The organism is Alteromonas sp. PRIM-21 (assembly GCF_027563165.1).
Taxonomy (GTDB): domain Bacteria; phylum Pseudomonadota; class Gammaproteobacteria; order Enterobacterales; family Alteromonadaceae; genus Alteromonas; species Alteromonas macleodii_A.
Window position 1 is genome coordinate 222584 of sequence record NZ_JADOEK010000002.1, and the last position, 20427, is coordinate 243010.

Annotated in this window: 14 protein-coding genes; 6 read left to right on the forward strand and 8 right to left on the reverse strand. The window is 45.0% G+C overall.

The features are described 5' to 3' along the window. The first annotated feature begins 120 nt into the window (after positions 1-120). Together IW644_RS05355 and IW644_RS05360 are read left to right on the forward strand one after the other, a co-directional pair. Positions 121-675: a PH domain-containing protein gene (locus tag IW644_RS05355; RefSeq protein ID WP_269916950.1), complete on the forward strand. Its 555-nt coding sequence runs from the start codon at positions 121-123 to the stop codon at positions 673-675. Further along, complete coding sequence (locus IW644_RS05360; RefSeq protein ID WP_269916731.1) at positions 675-2399, forward strand: PH domain-containing protein; 1725 nt, start codon at positions 675-677, stop codon at positions 2397-2399. Before IW644_RS05355 ends, IW644_RS05360 begins: the two co-directional genes overlap by 1 nt. A gap of 83 nt (positions 2400-2482) precedes the next feature. Here the strand turns inward: IW644_RS05360 and IW644_RS05365 are convergent, their stop codons facing one another. Both IW644_RS05365 and IW644_RS05370 read right to left on the reverse strand, forming a co-directional pair. Next, positions 2483-3691: an AGE family epimerase/isomerase gene (locus IW644_RS05365; protein WP_269916732.1), complete on the reverse strand. Its 1209-nt coding sequence runs from the start codon at positions 3689-3691 to the stop codon at positions 2483-2485. An 11-nt stretch (positions 3692-3702) separates the two neighbouring features. After that, positions 3703-5004 (reverse strand): MGH1-like glycoside hydrolase domain-containing protein, encoded by a 1302-nt coding sequence (locus IW644_RS05370; protein ID WP_269916733.1) that lies wholly within the window; start codon positions 5002-5004, stop codon positions 3703-3705. Between the two features lie 194 nt (positions 5005-5198). Between IW644_RS05370 and IW644_RS05375 the strand changes: the two genes are divergently transcribed. The 4 genes from IW644_RS05375 to IW644_RS05390 all read left to right on the forward strand — a co-directional run bounded on the left by IW644_RS05375 (position 5199) and on the right by IW644_RS05390 (position 11781). Beyond that, complete coding sequence (locus IW644_RS05375) at positions 5199-7649, forward strand: TonB-dependent receptor (protein ID WP_269916734.1); 2451 nt, start codon at positions 5199-5201, stop codon at positions 7647-7649. Positions 7650-7733: 84 nt separating this feature from the next. Further along, the gene (locus tag IW644_RS05380; RefSeq protein WP_269916735.1) at positions 7734-9305 is read left to right on the forward strand and encodes a sodium:solute symporter; all 1572 of its coding nucleotides are present in this window, start codon (positions 7734-7736) and stop codon (positions 9303-9305) included. Between the two features lie 30 nt (positions 9306-9335). Continuing rightward, positions 9336-10568 (forward strand): glycerate kinase type-2 family protein, encoded by a 1233-nt coding sequence (locus IW644_RS05385; RefSeq protein WP_269916736.1) that lies wholly within the window; start codon positions 9336-9338, stop codon positions 10566-10568. Between the two features lie 70 nt (positions 10569-10638). After that, on the forward strand, positions 10639-11781 hold the full coding sequence (locus IW644_RS05390) for an ROK family transcriptional regulator (RefSeq protein WP_333473841.1): 1143 nt from the start codon (positions 10639-10641) through the stop codon (positions 11779-11781). 14 nt (positions 11782-11795) lie between these two features. On the opposite strand, the gene IW644_RS05395 is transcribed toward IW644_RS05390, so the two are convergent. The 6 genes from IW644_RS05395 to IW644_RS05420 all read right to left on the reverse strand — a co-directional run bounded on the left by IW644_RS05395 (position 11796) and on the right by IW644_RS05420 (position 19930). Further along, positions 11796-13046 (reverse strand): response regulator, encoded by a 1251-nt coding sequence (locus tag IW644_RS05395; RefSeq protein ID WP_269916738.1) that lies wholly within the window; start codon positions 13044-13046, stop codon positions 11796-11798. A 120-nt stretch (positions 13047-13166) separates the two neighbouring features. Beyond that, positions 13167-14348, reverse strand: coding sequence for a 2-methylaconitate cis-trans isomerase PrpF (prpF, locus tag IW644_RS05400; RefSeq protein ID WP_269916739.1), 1182 nt, complete (start codon positions 14346-14348; stop codon positions 13167-13169). Between the two features lie 11 nt (positions 14349-14359). Beyond that, positions 14360-16951, reverse strand: coding sequence for a Fe/S-dependent 2-methylisocitrate dehydratase AcnD (acnD, locus tag IW644_RS05405; RefSeq protein ID WP_269916740.1), 2592 nt, complete (start codon positions 16949-16951; stop codon positions 14360-14362). Between the two features lie 17 nt (positions 16952-16968). After that, positions 16969-18093: a bifunctional 2-methylcitrate synthase/citrate synthase gene (gene prpC / locus IW644_RS05410; protein ID WP_269916741.1), complete on the reverse strand. Its 1125-nt coding sequence runs from the start codon at positions 18091-18093 to the stop codon at positions 16969-16971. Positions 18094-18326: 233 nt separating this feature from the next. Next, positions 18327-19202, reverse strand: a complete 876-nt coding sequence (prpB, locus tag IW644_RS05415; RefSeq protein WP_014950533.1) for a methylisocitrate lyase — start codon at positions 19200-19202, stop codon at positions 18327-18329. A 65-nt stretch (positions 19203-19267) separates the two neighbouring features. After that, the gene (locus tag IW644_RS05420) at positions 19268-19930 is read right to left on the reverse strand and encodes a GntR family transcriptional regulator (RefSeq protein ID WP_269916742.1); all 663 of its coding nucleotides are present in this window, start codon (positions 19928-19930) and stop codon (positions 19268-19270) included. Positions 19931-20427 lie beyond the last annotated feature (497 nt).

Below are 20427 nucleotides of genomic sequence, written 5' to 3' on the forward strand. Positions count from 1 at the left end.
TTTTTTGTTATAAAAACTGCGGTAGAGTAAACATTAGGTGCGGTGTTGCCAATTAGTCAAATTGCGCTTTAAACGCGGCAGGCTTATCTTATTTATATAGTGGTAAAAGGAATTAATGTGATGACAATAAGCGCACAACAAGAGACCGTATTTTCAAATAATCAGCTAAGTGTTGAGGAAATTCCCTCACTTCAAACGCTCACATTGCTTCCTATTTCTAAAAAGTACCGAGCGCTAAATATTTTCTCAATTGGATTGATAGCTTTAGTGCTTATAGGTATTGCCACCGCATTACGATTACAAAGCTTCTGGTCATTGCCTGAAGGACTACTGCAAGCTTATACGTATGTGGTTGCAGGTATCGTCGCTTTAGGTTCCGTATGGGCGCTATACCACTTCTTTGCTGATGTTCGCATATTTTATGCAATACGAGAGCAAGACATCAGCAAGCAGTCTGGGCTCATTTTTAGAAAGCTTTCGTGTCAGCCTATATTGCGTGTTCAGCACGTTGAAGTTAACCGCGGGCCGTTCGATAGATGGGCGGGTATTGCTTCTCTTCAGGTGTTTTCGGCCGGCGGAGAAATGCATACCTTTGAAATACCCGGGCTAAGTATTGAGAGGGCTGAGCAGTTACGTGAATTTATACTTGCTCACAAAGATATTGGTGCTCGCTAATGACTGCGCCTGAATCGTTTTCAAACCAGACGCCTGAAGTTGCTAGAGCAGGTGACTGTGAGGTCAAAGTAGATGTGGATGTGTGGCCTCAAACTAATGAAACAGGTATTACTGAGCCACAGCTAAAAGTAGAGACTGGCGGAGAGTGGCAGCGCCTCTCTCTTATTTCTATTTTGTATTTTACCGTTCGTAATTTTACCGCCTCTGCACAAGCACTTATTTACACCATTCCCGCCTTAGCCATATCGTTTAATGTTTGGGATAACCTGCTGTCGCCTGAAGTGCTCATCGGTGCCGGTATCCTCTTCTTATCTACGAGTGGCAGCGGTGTAATAAGCTTTTTAATGTACAAATTTCGCGTGCACAACCAACACGTTGAGATTCACCACGGCGTGTTTCAGCGCCGCTATACCAACTTGCCTTTGTGGCGCATTCAAAACGTAAAAATAGAACGTCCTTTTTACTATCGCCCGTTTGGGTATGCGTTGGTGGTTCTTGATACGGCAGGCAGCGGTAAAGAAGAAGCTAAGATAGTGGCCGTGCCGGAAGACTATGCTGAAGCGCTAAAAAAACAGGTGTTGTATGAAAAAGCTCATCACGACGTGGGCGATATAGATGAGCTAGCCGATGAGGACCTTTTTAATAGTAAATTGGCTAATGGAAGTTCGACTTCACGCATACAAAGCACGAGTGATAAAGCTGCAAGTAACGCCCATACAAGTGAAGAAGTATTAAATCGCCGGTCTGTCAAAGACATTATTATTCACGGTATCACTAACAATCGCGTGTGGATCATACTGGGTGCCGCTGCGCCTTTTTATGATGATGTGTTTGGGGTTGTGTCAGAGTGGTTAGCCGATAAGGGCTTACAGCTTAATCAGCTGGTCGGTGAACAAACGGTAGCCTGGTGGCAATTTGGACTGTATGCCTTCGTCATACTAATGATGCTAATGGCGTTAGTGGCGCTACTTAGCGTAGGCGGTGCTCTTTTCACGTTTTATGGCTATACGCTTTCCAGAGCGGGAGACCGCTATATTCGTCGCAGCGGCTTGCTCAATAAGCTGGAAGTCAGCATGCGAGCATCACGCATTCAAATGATTACGGCGAAGCAAGATTGGCTGGATAAAATACTAAAGCGGGTTAATTTGTATTTTGAGCAAAACTCTACGGCTGGGCAGCAAATGCAAGAGTTGATGTCGCCAAATAAACTCATTGTGCCATCGGTTACTGAAAATGAAGCCTTTGAACTTAGCCAAGAAGTGATGGCGGGATGTGACCTAAGAGGCCAAAGTTATCAAACTATCAGTAAGCGGTTTATTAGCTTTTGGTTACTTGCCGTTTGGACGTTGCCAGTTGTTGCTTTTTTCACATTGGGAGCCGTCACTTCCCATTTAGACATTATGATTGGCGCAGTTACTACTTTTATCTCTGTAGCGCTTATACTTACACTCAGGTGGTGGCGATGGGGGATAGCCTACGATAATAAGTACGTTTACATAAGAAAAGGTCGAATAGGTATCGACTATCAGTGTTTCGAACCCTATAAAGTACAACAAGTAATTATTAAGCAAAGCGTGTTTATGAAGCGTAATAAGCATGCCACGATAAAATTTGTGCTGGCTTCAGGTGCGGTGACTGTACCGTTTTTACCAGAGGAATACGTCGATAAACTAGCAGATAGTGTGCTGTTTGAAGTGGAATCTACCAGAAGGTCTTGGATGTAAATGGGGTTATGTTGTTAAAGTTTAAATGGAAATAAGAAGTGCCGCATCAAAGTTAAGCGGCACTTCTAATAGCTCTGTTTCGGTTAGCTTTGGTAAAAGCTTAATGCATCCATTACGTCGTAGCAGGCGCCCATAGTATGGTAGTCTGTTTTACCTACGGGGCTTTTGGTTTCTTCAAGCTTTTCGTTATTCGCAGACAAAATCCTGAACCAGGCGCCGAATTGGTGGTCAACCATGTGTTTCCACGAATAACCCCAAATCCTGTCATACCACTGCCAATATTCATCGTTACCAGTAGCGAGGGCTAAGCGCGCAGCACAGGCAAAAGATTCAGCTTGAACCCAAAAGTATTTTTCGTCATCACAGATACTATTGTCTGGTGCAAAGCCGTAGTATAAACCACCGTTTGTGTCGTCCCAGCTTAACTCAATTACGGAGTCAAATAACGAGCGGGCGCGTTCAATTAACCAATCTTGTGGTTCATATTGGTGAATTTGTAACAAAAGCTTTGACCACTCAGTATGATGGCCTGGTTGAAAACCCCATGGACGAAATAGGTTTTTAGGATCATCTTTGTTGTAATCCCAATCTACTTCCCACGTCTTCGTATAGTGCTCCCAAATTCGGCCATCAGCTTTATTCGCCTGTCGAATAGTGATGTTTTTAGCGAGTTCTAAAGCGCGTGTAAGAAACGGTTTATGACTGGTTGCTTCGTAAGCTGCAATTAGCGCCTCGCAACTATGCATGTTTGCATTTTGCCCACGATAGTCACTGCATTGTGAAAAATCAGCATTAAATTCGTCTCTGTATAATCCGAATTCGCTATCCCAGAAGTGCCTTTCCATGAGAGAAAATGTATCGTGGATATACTGCTCCGCCTCTTTTACCCCAGCGCGAAGTGCCCAGCTATAGGCTAAGATGACAAACGCTAAACCGTAACAATGGTTGGTAGCATCAGTAATTGTGCTTTCCATTTCATCAACAGAGAGCGTCCATGCATATCCCTTTGTGTCTTTTTGCAAATGATGGTCGCGTAAAAACTGAATGCCAGATTCGACGCGTTTCTTATGTTCGCTATCGCCATAGGCTAAGTAAGCTCTTGCATAATTAAATACAAATCGGGTTGAGCTTACCAAGTGGCGAGTTTGTTTGTCATAAACACTGCCATCATCCATAAAGTTTTGGTGAAAACCACCCGATGGGGCGTCAACATTTGGCTCATAAAATGCCAGTATGCTTTTTATGTGTGAATTTAAAAATTCTTTGGACGAAAAATTGGGTTGAGAAAGCATGATATTACTCCTTAACCTTTTTTCACTGTGTTAGGTAAAAGCCAGTACAGCGCCATAGCCGCAGTCCAAGAAAAATCAGCTCCGCCACTGCGCGCGCCAGTTTCTGCATGGAACGATTCGTTGAACCCGCTTGTATAAATACAAGCACGACTACCTTCTGTGATTCGCTGCGCTTGTTGCGAGAAACCATAGTCTTCTAATCCTAACACTATCATCCAATTTATATGAATCCAGATAGGGCCGCGCCAGTAGCGTTGAGGCTCGTAGTTAGGATCTTCGGGGTGGGTCGATGAAATAGCGTATTCGCTATGCTTAAGCCACTTATCTATCTCATTAATTAGTAAGTCAGTTTGATGCTCGCCAACAAGACCTGCGAAAAATGGCAATAGTCCGGCAGATGTACGTGCTTTACACATTGAATTGCTTCGGGTGTCAAAACTATGAAACATATTAGTTTCGGCGCACCAAAGCTTGTTAATTGCACCTTCAGTTAGGTTGAGTCTTTTCTCAAGATAAGCCGTTTGTTCGTTACTCACGCCTATCTTTTCACATATAGAGAGCAAATCTTTCGTTGCGCGGTGCAGAATCGAGATGATGCTTACATCATTTACGCGATAAGGGCAGTCTTGATAAATTAATGTATCGTCAAAATTCATCTTGCGGAAAAAGTCGACAAGGTATAAGAAGCGATCATATTCTTTTTTGTGTGGGCGCTCAGAGGCATCAATATGACTTGTGTCGCGACGCGTATATTCCCAGTCAACACAGGGCACTGCCTCTAAAGCGGCATCCCACGCGGGGCTGTTGTCCATTCCTGATTCCCAGGGGTGATAGCTTACTACTAAACCAGTATTTTCCGGATCTCGTTGTTTGTACCACCACAAGTGGTAATTAATAAGCTGTGGAACCACTTCCTTAATTTGGTCTTCTGCTAGTTCACGGTCTTTAGTTTCTTCAAAAAGTAATTTGATTACGGTAGCTAGGACAGGGGGTTGCGTTATAGATGTACTATCAGGCGTGTTTTTTACACCCCAAATGTCCGGGCCAGGAAAATAGGTATTAGAGTGTTTATGAAAAACAACATGAGGCACCATCCCTGATTTCCATTGTGCACTGAGTAATGACGTTGTTTCTTCCCAAGCTCTAGGCTCGTCAAAGGGAAGCCAGCCTAACGCTACTATAGCTGAGTCCCAATTCCACTGAAAAGGATACAACCCGTGCGTAGGCACAGTATAGCCTCCAAGGTCGTTCTTAATTAGCGTTGCTTTCGCTTCCTCAATGAGTTGCTCATCACGTTTATCTATATTTGTCATTGCTTGTTACCCAGTATGAGTTTTTGATTTGGCAATTATTACACAAAAATTTAAAAATAAAACCCATTTTGGGTTGAAAGTGATAATTTTGTGTTTTATTGTAAATGGGAAGTTAATCGGAAGGTGCCATGTTCGGCAGTGTGTTAAGCCCTACTACAGCACTTAATAAAATTACAAACGGTTGGAGATACACAGTGAAAAAGTTACTTCTTGCAACGACGATTTCGTCGTTATTAGCTGGAAATGCAATCGCTCAGGACGCCGCAGAAACTGATAGTGATCAAGGCGCAAAAGCTGAGAAAGATTATGAACAAATCGTTGTTACGGGCACCAGTCGTGCTCGCTTGGTAGCAGAGACACCGCAATCAACTACATCTATGGGCGCGCAAGAAGTAGCGAAACTATCAATGAGCAGTCAAGCCGATGTACTTCGATATGTGCCAGGGATAAAAGTAGAAGGCGGCGGCGGTGAAGTTGCAACTAACTTGCAGGTACGAGGTTTGCCGTCATCAGGACAGTTTCAATTTACGCCTTTACTTTATGATGGCTCACCCACTTTGAGTGCGTTTGGTCTGAACTCATCTGCATACGATGTGTACTTTAGAAACGATTTAGGTATTGAGCGAGTTGAGTTTGTACGCGGTGGTGTATCCAACCTATTTGGTCAAGGTTCTGTTGCAGGAGTTATTAACTACCTTTCTAAGAAAGGGTCCGAACTTTCGGAGAGTACAGTTCAGCTAGAACTGTCTGACAACAATCGCAAGCGTTTAGATTTCGCGACAAGTGGTCCTCTGAACGAAAAAGGCATGTATTACGCTATGTCTGGTTTTTATCGTTATGATGAAGGTCCTATTGATACGGGGTTGCCTACTGAAGGCTACCAGGTTCGCGGCAACATCCATAAAGAATTTGACGATGGCAGTGGCTACTTCACTATTTACGGGCAAGCGATAAACGATGAAGTACAGTTTTTTCTACCCATCCCGCTAGATGCCCAAAGCCGTGAGCGTGTTGCAGGAAATGACGGCAGAGAAGTCGAGTCTACGCAAACGTTTTATGCTTCTGGATTGTCTTACGAGACTGCAGATGGACGCTATCGTACGCCTATCGAAGAAGGTGTAGCAACAAAAGGGGGCTCTATTTCAATGGAGTTCTCAAAAGATCTAGGTAACGATTATAGCGTTCTTGCCCGTGCAAAATATGCTAGTTACGACCATCAGTTCAACTTATTCCTAGACGGTGACGGCATCATCAATGTGCCGGAAACACAAAGCGAATATTTAGCAAACCGCGGGCTTGATGAGCTTGGGAGTGCAGCATTTACCTATGCTGGCACCGATGTCGCTCTTCCAGAAGGCGACTTATTATTTGCAAACCGTATTCTAGATAGAGATAGACCCGCTACAGATTTCTCATCTGAACTTAATATTGTTAAGTACCTCGATATTGGTGACTTTTCTCACAGCATTACGGTAGGTACGTTTTTCTCAAGTAGTGAAGCTGAAGATAATAACGTTATCACGCGCTATCTAGGCGAGTTTAATAACCAAGCACGTCTAGTCGATTTATCGATTACCGATGCAGACAATAATAGCGTAATAGTCAGTCAAAACGGCGTAACAGGCCCGGGTATCAGTTTCTCTGATACTACTATCTCTGCTCGAAGAAATGCTTTTTATATTGCTGATCAAATGCAAAGTGACGACTGGATCATTGACGTTGGTTTACGCTGGGAAGAGATAGACGGCACAATTACACGAGAAGGCAGTCAAACCGTCGTCGTAAATGACGACCCTGCGCTTTACGAAGACTTGCAGCTAAACGTTACAGGAAACGGTGCGTTAACTCACGGTAAGGTAGATAACTCAGAATTAGCCTTCTCAATAGCAGCACTCTATAAGCTTACTGATAACGTTAACGTATATGCTAACTATTCTAGAGGGTTTTTCTTCCCTGAACTACGCGGCGTTGCATTTGACCCGAACGGTCAACCTGGAAGTTATGAAAGCGAAATTGTTAAGCAGGCTGAAGTAGGTACTAAATTCTTCCTAGATGATTTTATCGGTACTGTAGCATTGTTCAAAACAGATCTTGAAGATAGACGTTCTGTTGACTTCGTTAACGATGAAAATGGCGTAGCAGTTGAAGTGCCAGTTTTTCAGTCGACAGAAGCTTATGGTGTTGAAATTGTTGGTAGTTACAACATCACCGATGACTTAATTTTTGACGCTAACTTTACCTACACTGATCATGAATTTACTGAATACGATTCAGATCCTTCTGTGATTGGTAACGAGTTAAGAAGAAAGCCGAACGTGATGTTTAACTCTGCTTTGCGCTACACGTTAGACGACTGGGATATTTCTTTTTACCACAACTACCACGGTAAAAACTTCACTAATGACGCAAATTCTGTTGAGTTAGACGATTTTCACGTATTTCGCTTAGACACAGGCTATACATGGGAACTAGGCCAAGGTGAGCAACTTCGTGCAAGTATTGCTGTGTGGAATCTATTCGATTCAGATGGTATTACTGAAGGGTCTCCTCGTCTGGGTAACAGTCAAACGGCAGGTGAATCATATTTTGTAGGTCGCCCTATATTACCGCGCCGTGTGTCTTTACGTTTGCGTTATGATTTCTAGTCGACGTTGACACTCCCCCTCGCTGATGGCTCTTAACGGGGCTGTCAGCTTTTTATTTCGCGACTTGAATAATAAGAACAGCATATGAATTTTTTAGATTATATTGTAGTGATAGGTTACCTTGGCGCTTTGCTGTATATGGGGTTTGCCTTAAGGCAGCAAGAAGACAAGGGTGATTATTTTCTTGGTGGCAGAACGTTAGGGTGGAAACCTCTAACACTTTCAGTAATGGCCACACAGCTCTCTGCAATTAGCTTTATTTCTGCTCCCGCTTTCGTTGGTTTGAGAGATGGAGGCGGAATGATTTGGCTGTCTTATGAGTTAGGCATTCCTATTGCCATGATCCTACTGCTAGGTACTATCCTCCCATCCCTATACAAGTCAGGCGTAGTCAGCATATATGATTACTTAGAGCAAAGGTTTGGACGTTTAACTCGCGTCTTAATAAGTATTGTTTTCCAATTTAGCCGTGCATTTGCGACGGGTATCATGATTTATGCAGTATCGATCATTTTGCAGGGCACTATGGGCATTGAAGCGTGGCAGGCCGTGGTGCTTACAGGCATTATTACGGTGCTTTATTCGCTACAAGGCGGTATGAAAGCGGTGGTTTATGCTGATGCCATACAAATGGTTATAATTGTGCTGGGCACCATAGCGTGTATCGTCATCGGGCTTCATGCACTTGGCGGCTTTGACGCACTGGTAGAACAGGCTCCAAAAGAGCGGCTAACCGCAATAGATTTTTCTTCGCTGGGTTTTAGCGGCGATGGCTTCGGCTTCTTCCCGATGCTGTTTGGTGGAATTGTTCTCTATGCATCCTATTATGGCTGCGACCAGACCCAGGCACAGCGTGCGTTATCAGCAAGAAACGAGAATGACCTTCGAAAAATGATTGTCGCCAACGGAATTATTCGTTTTCCGATAACATTGTTGTATTGTTTTTCTGGATTAATTGTTGGCACACTTGCACTTACCAACACCGATTTTTTCAGTAAAATTCCTGCTGATAACCCTGACTGGTTGATGCCGACTTTTATCCTAAATTACCTACCGCATGGGTTAATAGGGCTATTAATTGTCGCTATCCTATCTGCCGCTATGTCCTCCTTAAGCTCAGCTATCAATTCTTTATCGGCGGTTACCGTTGAAGATTATTGTCGTATAACTGATACAGAACTTGAGCACAAAAGCTATCTACGTGTTGCTAAAATAACAGGTTTGATATGGGGTGGCGTAACGCTTGTTCTTTCTCTGTTTGCAGGAAATATTGCGCCCACAATAATTGAAGCTATCAATAAAGTTGGCTCTGTCTTTTACGGGCCTATACTTGCGCTCTTCTTACTTGCCGTAGCAAGTAAAACGCTAAGCGGACGGCACGTTAATTTAGGTCTCATTGCAGGCGTGGGCACAAACATTATTATTTGGCTATTTGTTCCAGACATCTTTTGGTTCTGGTGGAATGTCATCGGCTTTGTTATTACCTGCGTGGTATCAATGGTAGCGTGTACTGCATGGCCCTCATCAGTATCTTCAAATGATACTAAAGCGCTTGTTTTCCACTCTATTCTCACTAAGAGCGACATTTTCATACTGTTGGGCTTTTTTGTCCTGATGCTAAGTGTGTGCTTACTTCTTCCTTCACTATTTTCATAAGGGTCCTTTGGACCCTTTCAGAGGTTTCTAATGAGTAAAACATTTCTTTTATCTTTGTATGAAGAAGCGGTAAGAGTCAGTAAACCTAGACACTGTTTGCCCGATTATTTTTCATCATTTGATAGGAATCAGCGAGTATGTATTTTGGGCGCAGGTAAAGCGGCAGCAGATATGGCCGTTGAGGCCTACAATTACTTCGGCGATAACGCTTATGGTTTGGTGGTGACCCGCTATGGCTATGAAAACACAAAACCCACAGGTAATATCGAGGTTCACCTTGCTGCACATCCAGTTCCCGATGAACATAGCGTAGAAGGTGCTAAAGCATTATTGTCTTTGGCATCTAAGGTAGAGCCTTCCGAAGACGTTATTTTCCTTATTTCCGGCGGCGGGTCGGCACTTGCTTGTGCTCCACCAGAGGGCATCTCGCTGGATGAGAAACTCGCACTACACAAGTTCTTGTTGCGAAGTGGTGCAAGCATAGAGGAAATGAATACAGTAAGAAAACATGTTTCCGTCATTAAAGGGGGAAGGCTTGCCGCAGCGTCAAAAGGGAAAAATACCAGCTTAGTTATTTCAGATGTTGTGGGTGATGACCCTGCTTTTATTGCCTCTGGATTAACGGTTCAAGACAACACAACGCCTGAAGACGCACTGGCTATTCTCGATAAATATGGGTTTAGCGAAACATCTTGTATTCGCAATTACCTAAATCAGGCTTTGCCGCTTCCGAAAGTTTCAGGTGATTACAAATTGGTGGCTAATGCGCAAAGTGCAATTGATGCAGCTGTTGAGAAAGCGAAAGCGGCAGGTTGGGACACCGAGGTTATTAGCTACACAGAAAGAGGTGAGGCGCAAACAGTCGCCGAACGTCACGCAGAGGTTGCGCTTGAATACAAGAAAAGAGGCAAACCAATTCTATTATTTTCAGGCGGAGAACTTACCGTGACCCTAGGTGACTCGCAAGGTGAGGGCGGGCCAAACCAAGAATATCTCATGGCACTCGCTCGTGCGCTTAATGGCGAGGTAGGCATAAGCGCACTGGCGGCCGATACTGATGGTGTTGATGGTAGTAAAGACGTTGCTGGTGGCTACATAGATGAAAATACACTAGCGATGGCGTTACAAGAAAAGTTAGATATTGATGAATTGCTAAAAGAACACGACAGCTTTGGATTCTTTGACCGTTTAAATTCGCATATTGAAATAGGCCCAACACGAACAAACGTAAACGATTTCAGAGTAATTTCTGTTTTATCTTAGTGGGATCTCATACATCAGTTACGTATAATAAGCCTAGCTTACCTTGGAAATGTTGAAACTAATATCTATGCTGACATCGGCGAAAAACAATCATATGTTACGTGGTGCTTTTGCGCTAGGTAAGGGCGATAAACTTCTTCAAGACAATCCAAAAGCGATAGTAAAAGAAGTGTTTTGGACCCACGGTATTACGCAGCGCGCAATTTCCAATACCACAAAAATACCTCAGCAAACCGTCTCTCGTTTGGTTAATACACTTATTGAAGACGATCTTATTAGAAGCGTTGGTGGTTCAGGTAAAGCGTCGGCAGGTTTAGAGCCAAACCCTGCTTACGCATATTGCTACGGCTTATCAATATTGCTTGATGCGATATCCATTGCCTTGATGAATTTCAAAGGTGAAGTGGTCGCTACCCGACATATTGAGTTAGACGATATGGGTATTGCCTCTGTTCTCTCTAAAGCCGAATCAGAAGTTCAAGCAATGTCAGTTGAGCATAATATTGACAGCGGTCGAGTACTCGGCATTGGTGTTGGAATTTCTGGTTTCTTTAGTTCAAATGATGGAAAGATGAATACGCACCATGCAATTGAAGAATGGGCTGACATCAATATTGCAGATACCGTAGCAGATACATTTAATTTACCTACTTGGGTAGTAAACGATGGAACAGGTGCGGCAGCTGGAGAGGGTATTGCGGGTGTAGGAAGGAAGTATAAAAATTTTGTCTATTTCTTCGTATCCAGTGCCTTTGGAGGTGGCTTGATTAATAACGGTGACATGATTCGAGGCACCCACGGTAATGCTGGGGAGTTAGGCGATATGCTACCAGCTAAACTGTATAGCCACCCAAATCTACAGTTACTTGAGCGTATATTGTTAAAGCACGGTGTAGAAGTACCATCCATGTATCGCTTAAACGAAACGTTCGATCCAGAATGGCCAGGTGTTGATGAATGGATCTATAAGGTACAAGACTCCTTCGACTTAGTTGCTACGGCGAGCTCTGCGTTACTTGATAGCCAAGCCATTATCATTGGTGGTCATATACCTACTAAATTGGCACAAAAAGTCATTCCCAGAATTGATGTGTATGCACAATTTAGGCGAGGCGCTAAGCGCCCAATGCCGGAAATTGTTTGTGCTGGAGTAACTGACTGCCCGGTTGCAGTGGGAGCGGCGACGCTACCAATAAGAGATTGGTTTCTTTAATGCCCCGCGGGTTTTCAAGAGACTTTTTGCTGTAAATCCCTCAAAATAATCTGATCTTTGCCCGCGTGCTTAGCTTCATATAAGCGCGCGTCGGCTTTTTCTAACTGCGACTCTAAACATTTGTGCTCTTCAGTACTCACACCGATACTGCACGTAATGTTAAATTTGTGACTGGTAAACAGCGTAGTGCGAACTGCATCCATAAATGCTGAAAGCGCCGATAAATACACCTTGGGCGGCCTCACTGATACCACCGTAAATTCTTCGCCACCGTAGCGCACAATTAGGTCATCAGGGAAGTAATCTTTCAGTAGCGCAGCGAATTCCTGCAATAACATATCGCCAGTTTTGTGACCGTACGTATCATTCACGCTTTTGAAATTGTCGGCGTCAATCATAGATACAATAACGTCTTTTCTAGACGTACTATTGGCGAAAAGCTCCTCCGCTTTTTCGTGTAGAAAACGTCGGTTATACACTTTGGTCAATGCGTCTAAGTTCGCCGAGTCACGAATGGTTTGAATCATTTCTTGGGATTCAAGGTTTTGCATTACGCGGCAGTAAAATTCTTCGTGATAAAACGGCTTGGACAAAAAGTCATTAGCGCCGCTTTTAATAAATTTAGAAGTAAGTACGCTGTCGCCGGTGGCAGAAAGCCCAATAAAGACTAAATCTTGCATCCGCCGTTCGTGGCGAATAGTTTTAACAAGCTCATAGCCATCCATATTGGGCATTCTATGATCTGCTATCACCATTTTGATATCGCGATGATTTTCAAGCACATCTAGGGCTTCTAAGCCGTCAGTGGCTTCATGTACTTGAAACTGGAATTTGCGAAGTAATGAGCAAATATGGTTTCGACTGGTTTTTGAGTCTTCAACAACAAGTACTTTTGTGGTTAGGTTTTTTCTTAAGCGGTCGACTAATTTAGAAACTTGTAGGTAGGAGTAACGAGATTCTTTTGTAATGTAGTCCAGTACGCCTTGATCTAATAACTGAGCTCTAGTGAACTCGTCAAAGTTGCCGGTCAGAACGATTGTTGGAACGTTGTGTGAAAGTGCAAGTTCTACACTTTCTCCGTTTGGTGCATCGGGGAGGTTCAAGTCAACGATGGCGGCTAAGTAGTCGTTGTCACTATCAAGAGCACTTCGCGCTTCGGCAAGGTCCTCACATAAGTCACAGGTAAAATGAGGGTTATCCTCAATAAGTTTATTAACGATCTTACGGACAGTTAAGCTGTCTTCTACTACAAGAACTTTATACATGTGAACTACTCTAGGCACTTAAGTCTTGATAATAACTAACTGAAAAAGAAAAAGCCCTCTGTTAGAGGGCTTTTTAGACTTATGTCTAAATAAGGTGTGTCTTATATTATGTACGGTTAATCAGCTTTGTTCACACGGAATACGAACATTGCCTTCCATTAAAACACGGGCACTTCTGCTCATCACCGCTTGCTCGATTTTCCACCTGTCGTTTTCAAAAGTAGCTTTAGCGCCTACACGAAGTGTTCCCGATGGGTGCCCAAAAGTAACCGATTCTCTGTCTTTACCACCTGCGGCAAGATTCACTAAGGTTCCTGGAATGGCGGCAGCGGCGGCAATAGCTACTGCTGCTGTGCCCATCATTGCATGGTGAAGTTTCCCCATAGATAATGCACGTACTAGTACGTCTATGTCGGAACCCAAAATATCTTTGCCGCTTGACGCTTTATAACCTCTTGGAGGAGCGACGAAAGCGACCTTAGGAGTATGTTGCCTGTTTGCAGCTTCACCCACGTCTTTGATTAGCCCCATTTGAACCGCGCCGTATGCACGAATGGCTTCGAACTTGGAAAGCGCCTCTGCATCACTGTTAATGTCGTCCTGCAGCTCTGTACCTGTGTAACCAACATCTTCCGCATTAATGAAAATCGTTGGAATACCCGCATTGATCATAGTCGCCTGAAGTGACCCTACACCCGGTACTTCAAGCGTGTCGACTAAGCGTCCAGTAGGGAAAATAGCGCCTTCACCGTCGGCTGGGTCAACAAAAGCTACTTCTACTTCTGCGGCAGGGAAAGTAACACCGTCTAGCTCAAAGTCGCCAGTTTCTTGAACTTCACCATTAGTCATTGGTACTTTTGCAATTATGGCTTTGTTGATATTCGCCTGCCAAATGTTGACGGTGGCAATGCCGTTTCCCGGAATCTTACTTTCATCAACTAAGCCATTGCTAATAGCAAACGCGCCAACGGCTGCGGTTAGATTTCCACAGTTTCCGCTCCAGTCTACGAAAGGCTTGTCGATAGCTACTTGTCCAAACAGGTAGTCGACATCAAAACCTTCACGTTCACTCTTGCTTAAGATCACTGTCTTGCTAGTACTTGAGGTAGCACCGCCCATACCGTCAGTCTGTTTACCGTATGGATCTGGGCTTCCGATAACACGAAGAAGCAGGGCATCGCGCGCCGGCCCCGGCTTTTGCGCGGCTTCTGGCAAATCGGTTAAATTGAAAAACACACCCTTACTGGTACCGCCACGCATGTAGGTAGCCGGCACTCGAAGTTGTGGCGCATACTTTGTCATGTTTTTTCCCCTCAGCTAGCTTCCGCTTCTAAGAAGTCTTTGGCGAAGCGTTGTAATACGCCACCTGCGCTGTAAATAGAGACTTCTTCACCTGTATCTAAGCGACAGGTCACTGGCACTTCTAGCTGCTCACCGTTTTGACGGTTTACTACCAGAGTAAGTGTTGCGCCCGGTGAAGGTTCGCCGCTTACGTCGTAGGTTTCCGTACCGTCTAGCTCAAGGGTTTTACGTGTTGTGCCTGGTTTAAATTCAAGCGGTAATACGCCCATACCAATCAGGTTGGTGCGGTGAATACGCTCAAAGCCTTCTGCCACAATTACCTCAACACCAGCAAGACGCACGCCTTTAGCTGCCCAGTCACGTGATGAACCCTGACCATAATCAGCGCCAGCAACTATGATCAGCGGCTGTTTACGGTTCATGTAAGTTTCGATAGCTTCCCACATGCGTACTACTTTACCCTCGGGCTCAATGCGGGCGAGTGAACCTTGCTTGACTTCACCGTTTTCCGTCACCATTTCATTGAACACTTTCGGATTCGCAAGGGTAGCGCGCTGTGCGGTTAAGTGGTCACCACGGTGAGTGGCGTACGAGTTAAAGTCTTCTTCAGGTAAGCCCATCTTGTGAAGGTATTCACCGGCTGCACTGCTCGCTAAGATAGCGTTTGAAGGCGACAAGTGATCGGTGGTGATGTTATCGCCCAAAATAGCCAGCGGACGCATACCTTTCATGGTGCGCTCGGCATCCATTGCGCCTTCCCAGTAGGGTGGGCGGCGAATATAGGTGCTCATTTCACGCCAGTCATAAAGCGGGTTAATGTCTTTGCCGTAGTCCACGCTTAAATCGAACATTGGCTCGTACACTTTTCTGAAGTGCTCTGGCTTCACCGACTTCGCTACAATAGCGTCAATTTCTTCGTCGCTTGGCCAAATGTCTTTAAGGGTTACCGGGTTACCGTCTTTGTCCGTGCCCAGTACATCTTTTTCAATATCAAAGCGAATGGTACCGGCGATAGCGTACGCTACTACTAGTGGCGGCGATGCCAAGAATGCTTGTTTAGCATAAGGGTGAATACGGCCGTCGAAGTTACGGTTACCCGACAATACTGCTGTAGAGTAAAGGTCGCGGTCTATGATCTCTTGCTGAACTTTAGGGTCTAGCGCGCCGCTCATACCGTTACAAGTAGTGCACGCAAAGGCAACGACGCCAAAGCCTAAATCTTCAAGTTCGCTCATTAAGTTGGCTTCTTCAAGATATAACTTAACGGCTTTAGAGCCTGGTGCTAGTGAGCTTTTCACCCACGGCTTGCGAGTCAAGCCACGTTGGTTAGCGTTGCGCGCAAGCAAACCTGCCGCAATTACATTGCGCGGGTTCGAGGTATTAGTACAACTGGTGATAGCTGCGATAATAACCGCGCCATCAGGCATTTTGCCTTCTTCCTCGTCCCACTTAGCAGCAATACCACGACTTTCTAGGTCGCTGGTAGGCAAACGTGCGTGAGGGTTAGACGGGCCCGCCATGCTACGACCTACAGAGGACAGGTCGAAAGTAAGCACGCGCTCGTACTCGGCAGTCTCTAAATCATCGGCCCATAAACCTGTGTGCTTGGCATATTGTTCAACTAGGGCAATTTGCTTTTCTTCACGCCCCGTTAGGCGCAAGTAATCAATGGTTTGCTGGTCAATGTAGAACATGGCTGCAGTGGCGCCATATTCTGGTGTCATGTTCGAAATGGTAGCACGGTCGCCAAGCGTTAGATGTGATGCACCTTCACCGTAAAATTCTAGATACGCAGATACTACACGCTCTTTACGCAAGAATTCAGTTAATGCTAATACGATGTCGGTCGCGGTAATTCCAGGCTGTGGTTTACCCGTTAGCTCAACACCTACAATATCAGGTAATCGCATATATGACGCACGGCCCAGCATAACGCTTTCCGCTTCAAGACCGCCCACACCTACAGCAATAACGCCAAGTGCATCAACATGCGGCGTATGGCTGTCTGTACCTACTAGGGTATCAGGGAAGGCTACGCCGTCTCGCGCCTGAATAACGGGAGACATACGCTCCAAATTAATTTGGTGCATAATGCCGTTACCCGGAGGGATAACATCTACGTTTTTAAACGCGGTTTTTGTCCAGTTGATAAAGTGGAAACGGTCGTCGTTGCGTCTGTCTTCGATAGCACGGTTCTTTTCAAATGCGTCTTTTTCAAAACCCGCGTGTTCAACGGCAAGGGAGTGATCCACAATTAGCTGAGTAGGCACAACCGGGTTAACTTTCGCCGGGTCGCCGCCTTTTGCTGCAATAGCATCGCGAAGCCCCGCTAAGTCGACAAGTGCCGTTTGACCCAAGATATCGTGACACACTACGCGAGCGGGAAACCACGGAAAGTCCAAGTCGCGCTTGCGATAAATCAGCTGTTTAAGCGAATCAGTAAGCATGTCAGGAGCGCATTTGCGCACCAAGTTCTCAGCCAGTACACGTGAGGTGTAAGGCAGCTTGGCGTAGGCGCCAGGCTCAATAGCATCTACCGCTTCACGGGTATCGAAAAAATCGATCCCCGCGTTTGGAAGCGGTTTACGGTAATCAATATTCATAAAACTCAACCTCAGCCTTACGCGCGTTCGCTGATAGCAGGCACTGGGCGAAGTTCTTCGCCTGTGTATTCTGCTGACGGACGAATAATACGGTTGTCAGCGCGCTGTTCCATAACGTGTGCCGCCCAGCCAGTTAGGCGAGACATTACGAAGATTGGTGTGAACAACGGTGTAGGAATGCCCATGAAGTTATACGCAGAGGCATGGAAGAAATCGGCGTTACAGAAAAGCTTCTTCTCGCGCCACATCACTTCTTCACAGCGAACCGATACAGGATAAAGCACTTCGTCTCCCACATCGGCAGCTAGCTTTTCAGACCATTGCTTGATAATTTCGTTACGCGGATCTGACTCTGAGTAAATCGCGTGACCAAAGCCCATGATTTTCTCTTTACGCTCAAGCATGCCCATCATTTTTTCCTCTGCGTCATCGGCAGAGGTAAAACCTTCAATCATTTCCATTGCTGCTTCGTTAGCACCACCATGAAGCGGGCCGCGAAGTGAGCCGATAGCACCGGTCACGCAAGAATGCATATCAGACAGAGTTGATGCACAAACACGAGCGGTAAAAGTAGACGCGTTGAATTCATGCTCTGCATAAAGAATTAACGATACATGCATAACTTGCTCGTGAAGTTCACGTGGCTTTTCGCCGTGAAGCATATGTAGGAAGTGACCACCGATTGAATCGTCATCGGTTTCAACGTCTACGCGCACGCCATCGTGCGAGAAGCGGTACCAGTAACATATGATGCTTGGGAAACACGCCAACATGCGGTCTGTCACGTCTTGTTGCTGGTCGAAGCTGGTTTCCATCTCAAGGTTACCCAGCATTGAACAACCCGTACGAAGTACGTCCATTGGATGAGCATTTTTTGGAATGCGCTCTAGCACTTCTTTAAGTTCTGTAGGAAGGCCGCGCATGCCGCGAAGCTTAGTTTTATATGCGTCTAGCTCAGACTGGTTAGGTAACTTGCCCTTGAGAATGAGGTACGCCACTTCTTCAAATTGACAGTTTTGCGCTAAGTCTTTTACGTCGTAACCACGATACGTTAAACCAGAACCTGATTTACCTACGGTTGATAATGCCGTTTTACCTGCAACTTGGCCGCGTAAACCCGCGCCACTTAACTGTTTAGCCATCTTGTTGTCTCCGGTCTTGTATAATTTGTAAGGTACTTTTAATTGACAATAGTGAGTAATTTGGACGCTTGAAGTTGGCGGGCACATTGGCTGCAGGGGCAAAGCACAGCCCCCTGCCACGCCGTGAACCCATCCCTGGGGGCTCCGTCTCGGCATCCATGCCTCAAAGGGGCAGGGAGCTGTACTTCACCCCCACATCTTCGCGCCCGCCAACTTCAAGCTGAATTTATTTACTAATTTTTGCCTTCTGCGAATAGGGCATCTAGCTTTTGTTCGTACTCGTGGTAGCCAAGATAATCGTACAGTTCCATACGTGTTTGCATGCTGTCGACAACGGCTTTTTGGTCGCCGTTTTCAAGTATAGATTTGTACACCATTTCTGCCGCTTTATTCATTGCACGGAATGCACTTAGTGGGTAAAGCACCATGTCGGCACCCCATTCACCAAGCTCTTCTTTGTTCCACAGTTCGGTTTTGCCGAACTCAGTAATGTTGGCCAGAATAGGTACGTCCAATGCTTCAGCAAATGCACGGTAGTGCTCTTCGGTTTGCACTGCTTCTGCAAATATGCCGTCTGCGCCTGCTGCAACATAGGCTTTTGCACGTTCAATGGCTTTGTCTAAACCTTCTTGTGCGAACGCGTCGGTGCGCGCCATAATAAAAAAGTCTGGGTCAGTTCTGGCGTCAACTGCAGCTTTTATGCGGTCTACCATTTCTTCTGTGCTAACAATTTCTTTGTTAGGACGGTGACCACAGCGTTTTTGGGCTACCTGGTCTTCCATATGCACCGCTGCTGCGCCTGCTTTTTCCATATCGCGAATGGTTTTAGCAATGTTAAATGCGCCGCCCCAGCCCGTGTCGATGTCCACCATTAGCGGTAGGTCACAAGCGCTGGTAATGCGCTGAACGTCTGCAATTACGTCGTTAAGTGATGTCATACCCAAATCAGGTAGGCCGTATGATGCATTGGCTACGCCGCCGCCTGAAAGGTAAATGGCTTGATGACCAATGGCCTTTGCCATCATGGCGGTATAGGCATTTATAGTGCCTACAATTTGTAGCGGTTTATTGTTCTCTAACGCGGTTCTGAATTTCTTTCCTGCACTCATGATAATCACTCGCTTATTTGAAAGTAGGGTAGAGGTGAATTAGGTATGAAGAAGATTGAGTGGTGTTAACCATGATTAAGCTTCTTCTCAATATTGTTTTTTGAATAAAGAATATGGCGACGCATAAGCATTTCCGCTAATTCTTCGTCGCGATTAGCGATGGCGTTAACGATGTGTCTGTGCTCATCAAACGCAGTGCTAACGCGAGGGCCAGCCATACCGAGCTGTACGCGATACATACGAACAAGATGGTAAAGCCCGTCTACAAGTACGCTGATGAGATGATCGTTTTTACTGCCGGTTACAATTCTGTAGTGAAAGTCTACATCGCCGGCTTCTTGATAATAGCTCTGACCGTCTTTTACTTTATCGAAGTGGCTATCGAGCAATGCCTGCATATCGGCAATTTCTTCATCGCTCATGTAGCGTGCGGCTAAGCGCGCCGCCATACCTTCTAATGCTTCGCGCACTTGATAAAGCTGAATAAGGCCTTCGGGGGACAGTGCAACCACGCGAGCACCTACGTTAGCTTTACGTTCTACTAGGTGACAGGTGGCTAGACGGTTTATGGCTTCACGTATAACAGCGCGACTAACTTCATACTTTGTCGACAATTCCATTTCGCTTAGCTTACTGCCTGCGGGAATGACGCCTTCGACAATATCTTTCCTCAATTGAAAGAAAGTGCGGTCGGCGTTGGTTATAGCTTGTTCGCTTTTTACTAACACAATAATGAGTCTTTGTTTAACTAATGTCGACAATATATGCCTGTTTAGGTGGTTTTTCAACAGTAATGTAGTTTAATTGTCGACAAAAGGGTTGAGGAGGCGGTTTTATAGTGACGCTGCAAGGTTGTGTTCGACATGGCTTTAGCAAGATAGATAGGTATGAACGAGTAACCTCTGAATTAACCCTATTAATTGAACTAAGCATGGGTAGTTTTATGTCGCTTAGCGAAATACGGAGATAGTCCATTGACCAAGCTGCAAAGTCGAACGCCATTGTACAGAGGCAAAATTAACTTCTATTAAGTTGGTGAAAGTTTGTCCGTTTGGTCTAGGTGTTAAATGAATTTTTGGAGTAAATTTTTTAGCTGAGAGAGTTAATTATCTATTTGATATTTAGATTTTTTTAATGGGTTTTGGTGTTCTTATTTTCGGATGCTCAATTTAACCAATTAGTCTAATTTTGAAATGTTATTATAGTAAAAGTGTAATATTTTACT